The following is a 6,413-nucleotide window of genomic DNA, read 5'->3' as shown; positions in this document are numbered from 1 at the left end:
AGTTCCAGGTGGTGTCCATCCCCACCATGATCCTGTTCAAGGACGGAGACCCGGTGAAGCGAATCGTCGGGGCCAAGGGCAAAGCCGCGCTGCTGCGTGAGCTTTCCGGCGTGGTTCCCGGTCTCGACTGATCGGAACTTCTTGCCGCTGCGCGCCTCGCGCTTCGCCTGGGGTTTTCGGGAAATCGAGAAGTATCTGCGACAATCACCTTGGATTGTCACCCTGAATCGAGCCTGTCACACCGCCACGAAGGGCCTCTTGGTATGCCGAATCCGCGCCGCGCAGACAGCGACGCGCTGCGCCGTGGTGACCGCAGCCCGGTCGTGACCGAGATCCGGGCCACACTGGCGACGCTGGGACTGCTCGACGACTCCGAAGAAGAAGCAACGACGGGCCGGCACGTGCCCCTGGAGCTCTTCGACGCCGAACTCGACCAAGCCGTGCGCGCATTCCAGCAACATCGCGGACTCCTGGTGGACGGCATCGTCGGCGAAGCCACTTATCGCGCGTTGAAGGAAGCGTCCTACCGACTGGGCGCGCGCACCCTGTATCACCAATTCGGTGCTCCGCTCTACGGTGACGACGTCGCCACGCTGCAGGCCCGGCTGCAAGACCTCGGCTTCTACACCGGCCTGGTCGACGGCCACTTCGGGTTGCAGACCCACAACGCGTTGATGTCGTACCAGCGGGAGTACGGTCTTGCCTCCGACGGCATCTGCGGACCGGAAACGTTGCGGTCCTTGTACTTTCTGAGTTCGCGCGTCACGGGCGGTTCGCTGCACGCGATCCGCGAGGAAGAATTGGTCCGCCGGTCGGGCCCCAAACTGTCGGGTAAGCGAATCATCATCGACCCGGGCCGCGGCGGTGCGGACCACGGATTGATCTCGCAGGGCCCGTCCGGCCCTATCAGCGAATCAGATGTGTTGTGGGACTTGGCAAGCCGACTCGAAGGGCGTATGACCGCGATCGGCATGGAGACCTTCCTGTCGCGGCCGACCAACTGCAGTCCGTCAGACGCGGAACGCGCCGCGACCGCCAACAACGTCGGTGCCGACCTGATGATCAGCCTGCGCTGCGAAAGCCAGCCCAACTCCGCGGCCAACGGTGTGGCCTCGTTCCACTTCGGGAACTCTCACGGTTCGGTCTCCACGATCGGCCGTAATCTCGCCGACTTCATACAGCGGGAAGTTGTGGCGCGCACTGGATTACGCGATTGCCGCACCCATGGCCGGACCTGGGACCTGTTGCGGCTGACCCGGATGCCGACCGTTGAGGTCGACGTCGGTTACATCACCAACCCGCGAGACCGCGCTATGCTGATCTCGACCCAGACCCGCGACGCCATCGCAGAAGGAATCCTCGCGGCAGTCAAGCGGCTCTATCTGCTCGGCAAGAACGACCGCCCCACCGGCACATTCACTTTCGCGGAGTTGCTGGCCCACGAATTAGCCGTGGAGCGGGCCGCCCGGCTCGGCGGCTCCTGACCGCACTCGCCGCTGCCCACCGTGTTGGTGATCGTGGCTCCCACCCCAACCGGTTGCGGCAACTGGGCGCTCGCGAGCAGCCGTTCCAGCGCCGCCTCGACCTCGGCCTTCCATCCGAGGTCCTTGTCGAGTTCGAGTCGCAGCCGCGGGAAATAGCGATGTGGGGCGACCACCACGAAACCGGCTTCTGTCAAGAAGTCCGCATCGATGACGCAATGTTCGACGGAACAGTCCCCGAGGGCTTCCAAAACCGGGCGCACGTCGGCGTCGACCATTCGCGGATCCTGTAATTCCGCGGCCGCCTTCGTGCGGCCGAACGCCTCCAGCGCGCGGACACCCCGCCGGACCAACTCGTCGATCACCCCGGCGATGAGCCCGTGCGGCAGGTCGTCCGCAGCCCACCCCGCCTCGATGCCCATGGAAGTCAGCAGGACGGCGTCCGCGGACACCGGTGCGGTGGGAAACCGCTGCGCGCGTGGCACGGCCCGCGGCGGGGCGTAGAGGACGTATCCGACGCAGGGCAGTTCGGTGTTGCCGTGCTCGGCCACGAACGGCGCAGCGATCTGACCGCACGAACCCCATTCCAGCATCACCATCGAGAGCCAGGCTTCCTTCTCGAATTCAGGGTCGGTCAGATGGTCCTGGGTACCCAGGGTGGCAGGGTCGACCTCCCAGAAGACGCAGCGGCGCGCATGCTTGGGGAGCTGCTCGAAATCTTCGAGCCGCAGTGGCGTGATTCGAGCAGACACAAGCCTCCTGGCTTCCGTGCGTTACTGCAATCCGCTGCGGTCGCGTGCACCGGCAACCCCTCCAGAATAGGAGAGATGACGGTCGTCGGGCCAGTATTGAGCCCCCCACCCGAGTGGCGTTGGCAACAGCACCGCCCGCGGGGCGACGGGGGCATGATCCAAGGCGAAACAGCTTGGGCTCCAACGTGTTCAGCCAGAACCCCTTCCCACAAGCCCCCCCGTTCGGCGTCGCGCAGCCGCATGGCGTCACAGTGACGTAATTACACCGTGCCTGCGGTCATGGCTGCGCAGGGGTCATCGCGTCGACGATTCGCTGCAGATCCTCCACCGAACCGAATTCCACGACGATCTTGCCCTTGCGTTTGCCGAGGCTCACCGTCACCCGCGTGTCGAAGACATTCGACAGCCGCTCGGCGACGTCCTGAAGACCCGGCATCTGAATGGGCTTTCGCCGCTGCGGTGCAGGCGCGGGAGCGGCGCCGCGATTGGCCAGGGTGACGGCCTCCTCCGTCGCCCGCACCGACAGGCCCTCGGCGACGATCCGGCCGGCCAGTTCCTCCTGTGCCTCGGCACCCGCCTCCAACGACAGCAACGCCCGCGCGTGGCCGGCCGACAGTACCCCGGCAGCGACTCGGCGCTGCACCGCGATCGGCAACTTGAGCAACCGGATCATGTTGGTGATCAGCGGGCGGGAGCGTCCGATCCGCGAGGCCAGTTCGTCGTGGGTGACCCCGAACTCGTCGAGCAGCTGCTGGTAGGCCGCCGCCTCTTCCAGCGGATTCAACTGCACGCGATGGATGTTTTCCAGGAGGGCGTCGCGCAGGAGGTTGTCGTCACCCGTGTCCCGCACGATCGCCGGCACGGTGGCCAGTCCGGCCTCCTGGGCTGCACGCCAGCGGCGCTCCCCCATCACGATCTGGTAGCGCGCGCCGCTGTCCGACTCGGTCACCGCCCGCACCACGATCGGCTGCAGTAGGCCGAACTCCCGAATCGAGTGCACCAGCTCGGCCAGCGCCTCTTGGTCGAAGACCTGCCGCGGTTGACGCGGATTGGGCTCGATGTCGCCCGGGGCGATCTCGCGGTACACCGCGCCCATCGGCGCGACAGCCCCCTGCGTCGTGCCCCCGATCAGGAGATCGGCGGCGGCGTCACCCATCCGCGGCCCGAGGGTCGCTCGCCCGGTATCGCTGTCCGCGGGACCGGTCGGGATCAACGACGCGAGACCTCGGCCGAGTCCGCCCTTTTTCCGTACCGGCTGTGTCATGGTCGTCCCTTCACCGATGGTTCCTTCACGAATGGGGGGTGTCGCGCTGAGCCAGTTCGCGGCTGGCATCGAGGTAGCTCATCGCCCCTCGGGAGCCGGGGTCGTAGTCGATGATCGTCATGCTGTAGCCGGGTGCCTCGGAGACCTTCACACTGCGCGGAATCACCGTGCGCAACACCTTGTCCCCGAAGTAGCGGCGTACCTCGGCCGCGACCTGGTCGGCCAGCTTGGTCCGCCCGTCGTACATGGTCAGGACCACGGTGGTCACCTCAAGCGCCGGATTCAGATGGGCCTTCACCATCTCGATATTGCGCATCAGCTGTGACACGCCCTCCAACGCGTAGTACTCGCACTGGATCGGGATCATCACTTCCGGTGCGGCAACGAGTGCATTGATCGTCAGCAACCCCAGCGAGGGCGGGCAGTCGATGAAGACGTAGTCGAAGTCGAAGTCGCCGAGCGCGGCGAGCGCGGTCCGCAGCCGGTTCTCGCGCGCCACCATGCTCACCAACTCGATCTCGGCCCCGGCCAGATCGATCGTCGCCGGAACGCAAAACAGCCGATCGCTGTGCGGGCTCTGCTGCAACGCCTCCCTCAACGACACGTCGCCGAGCAGCACCTCGTACGACGACGGTGTGCCCGACTGCCGATCGGCGATGCCCAGCGCCGTGCTCGCATTGCCCTGAGGGTCGAGGTCGATGACGAGGGTCTTGAGTCCCTGCACCGCGAGCGCAGCCGCGAGGTTGACCGCGGTCGTGGTTTTGCCAACCCCACCCTTTTGGTTGGCGACCGTGAAAAGCCGGCGCCCCTTCGGCCGGCGCAGCGGCGCGTAGGTCGTGTGCAGCACCCGCATGGCGCGTTCCGCCGCGGCACCGATCGGAGTGTCGAAGTCGTCGGATGTTTCACGTGAAACCATCGCACTGCCCGCCGTTTCCTCTACCGGAGCCGCCGGCTCCTGAACCGACTCCCGAACCCCGACGGAAGGCGCAGCCGTCGCGCGACCTCGAGGAGACCTCATCCCGTCCTCCCGGTGCGGAACCGCGCCGACCGGTGGTGCGGCTGCGTCCCGCGCCGCGCTACCACCACGGTTACCGGCTGACGCAAGAAGGGCGCGCCACATGTGACCACCTTGGCATCGATGGCGCCCGACACCTCCATCACACGCCGGTGCTCCCGGACCTCATCGCAGGCGCGCTCCCCTTTGAGTGCAATCATCCGTCCGCCTGGCCGTAGCAACGGCATACTCCACTTCGTCAACTTGTCCAATGTCGCGACGGCGCGCGACACCGCCGCGTCGCGCTGCCCCCACCGCTCGCGCACCTCCGGCTCCTCCGCGCGGCCGCGCACGATCTCGACGGCCAACCCTAGTTCGGCGACCACCTCGGCGAGAAATTGGCTCCGCCGCAGCAGCGGCTCCAGCAGGACGATGTCCAGGTCGGGGCGTGCGATCGCCAACGGAATCCCCGGCAGGCCCGCGCCGCTCCCGATGTCGACCACGCGCTCGCCTATCTGGAGCAGCTCTCCCACGACGCCGCAATTGAGTAGATGGCGCTCCCATAGCCGGTCCGCCTCGCGCGGTCCGATCAAGCCGCGTTCCACCCCGGCGCCGGCCAGGAGTTCCGCGTACCGCTGGATCAAGGCCAGCCCTGGGCCGAACAGGCGCGCCGCCGCTTCCGTATCGGAGTCGTCCTGTTTCACGTGAAACATCCTCGGTTCGGTTTCACGTGAAACATCCCTCTGCTCGCCGCGCCCCGGTCATCCCCGCGAACTACACCGCTGTAACTCAGTCGCGGAGGACGACGACCCGTCGCGAGGGTTCTACGCCCTCGCTCTCGCTGTGCACCCCTTGCACGGCCGCGACTGCGTCGTGGACGATCTTTCGCTCGAACGGCGTCATCGGGGACAGCTCTTCGCGCGTGCCGGCGTCGCGCACCCGCCGGGCCACCTTGTCCCCCAATGCGGCCAGCTCCTCGCGCCGCCGCCGTCGCCAGCTCGCCACATCGAGCATCAGCCGGCTCCTCGCGCCGGTCTTCTGGTGCACCGCCAGGCGCGTCAGCTCCTGCAGCGCATCGAGGACCTCGCCGCCACGCCCCACCAACTTCGTGAGGTCCTCGCTGCCGTCGATGCTCACCACCGCACGATCGCCCTCGACGTCGAGGTCTATGTCCCCGTCGAAGTCCAGCAGGTCCAACAACTCTTCGAGATAGTCACCGGCGATCTCGCCTTCGGTGACCAACCGGTCCTCCAGTTCGTCGGCTTCGTCCGCGCCGCCCTCTGTCGCCGCAGCACCTACGGCGAGATCCTCGGTCACCGGTTGTGCCTCCGCATCCCGTTCGGTGGTTTCCGCGTCGGTCATGTGTTTTCCTCTCCCTCGTTCGCGGGTGCCGGACCCGTCAGGGGCGGCCCTCCGAGGCGATCCCTCGTCGCCATGGCACCTTCCTCAACGTTTGCGCCTTTTCGGCCGCGCCCCGGGTCGCGGCGCTCGATTGGCCGGTGCGTTACCGCGCTTGACCGAATTCGCCCCACCCCCGACGTCGTCGCCGGATTTCGGTTCGCCTCGTTGTGCGTCGCTGTCCCCCGTCGCCGTCCCGGCGTCCGCGTCATCGTCATCGTCCCCCGCCACGCCGTTGGCACCTGTGGCCTTGGTGTTGCGTTTTGGTTTGACGCCAGGGGCCGGCGCGTTGGCGGCCCGCCTCTGGATGACTTCCTGTTTCTTGGCCTCTTCCTCTTTTTCGATCATGCCGAACACGACGTGTTGCTGACCGAAGGTCCAGATGTTGTTCGAGAACCAGTACAAGATGATCGCAAGCGGCAGAAAGGGCCCGCCGACGACCACACCGAGCGGGAAGACGTAGAGCGCGAGTTTGTTCATCATCGCGGTCTGGGGGTTGGCCGCCGCCTCGGCGCTCTGCCTCG

At 66.7% G+C, this 6,413-nt stretch carries 4 protein-coding genes and 4 pseudogenes; 2 read left to right on the top strand and 6 right to left on the bottom strand.

Features of this window, described 5'->3' with window-relative positions:
* Together ACOJVU_RS16855 and ACOJVU_RS16850 are read left to right on the top strand one after the other, a co-directional pair.
* Nucleotides 1-131, top strand: a pseudogene (locus ACOJVU_RS16855) (thiol reductase thioredoxin); the annotation flags it as partial.
* Nucleotides 132-263: 132 nt separating this feature from the next.
* Complete coding sequence (locus ACOJVU_RS16850) at nt 264-1,484, top strand: N-acetylmuramoyl-L-alanine amidase (protein ID WP_421530811.1); 1,221 nt, start codon at nt 264-266, stop codon at nt 1,482-1,484.
* A 20-nt stretch (nt 1,485-1,504) separates the two neighbouring features.
* Here the strand turns inward: ACOJVU_RS16850 and ACOJVU_RS16845 are convergent.
* The 6 genes and pseudogenes from ACOJVU_RS16845 to ACOJVU_RS16820 all read right to left on the bottom strand — a co-directional run.
* Nucleotides 1,505-2,233 (bottom strand): annotated as a pseudogene (locus ACOJVU_RS16845) (acetyltransferase); the annotation flags it as partial.
* A gap of 277 nt (nt 2,234-2,510) precedes the next feature.
* Nucleotides 2,511-3,497 carry a ParB/RepB/Spo0J family partition protein gene (locus tag ACOJVU_RS16840; protein ID WP_421530810.1) on the bottom strand — a complete coding sequence of 329 codons (987 nt, stop codon included), beginning with the start codon at nt 3,495-3,497 and terminating at the stop codon, nt 2,511-2,513.
* Nucleotides 3,498-3,522: 25 nt separating this feature from the next.
* Nucleotides 3,523-4,410, bottom strand: a pseudogene (locus ACOJVU_RS16835) (ParA family protein); the annotation flags it as partial.
* A gap of 101 nt (nt 4,411-4,511) precedes the next feature.
* On the bottom strand, nt 4,512-5,204 hold the full coding sequence (gene rsmG, locus ACOJVU_RS16830; RefSeq protein ID WP_421530809.1) for a 16S rRNA (guanine(527)-N(7))-methyltransferase RsmG: 693 nt from the start codon (nt 5,202-5,204) through the stop codon (nt 4,512-4,514).
* A 76-nt stretch (nt 5,205-5,280) separates the two neighbouring features.
* Nucleotides 5,281-5,853: a protein jag gene (locus tag ACOJVU_RS16825; RefSeq protein WP_421530808.1), complete on the bottom strand. Its 573-nt coding sequence runs from the start codon at nt 5,851-5,853 to the stop codon at nt 5,281-5,283.
* A gap of 84 nt (nt 5,854-5,937) precedes the next feature.
* Nucleotides 5,938-6,413 (bottom strand): annotated as a pseudogene (locus ACOJVU_RS16820) (membrane protein insertase YidC); the annotation flags it as partial.

This window comes from Mycobacterium sp. THU-M104 (genome assembly GCF_049197365.1).
Lineage (GTDB): Bacteria > Actinomycetota > Actinomycetes > Mycobacteriales > Mycobacteriaceae > Mycobacterium.
This window is presented reverse-complemented; position numbering and strand designations above follow the sequence as displayed.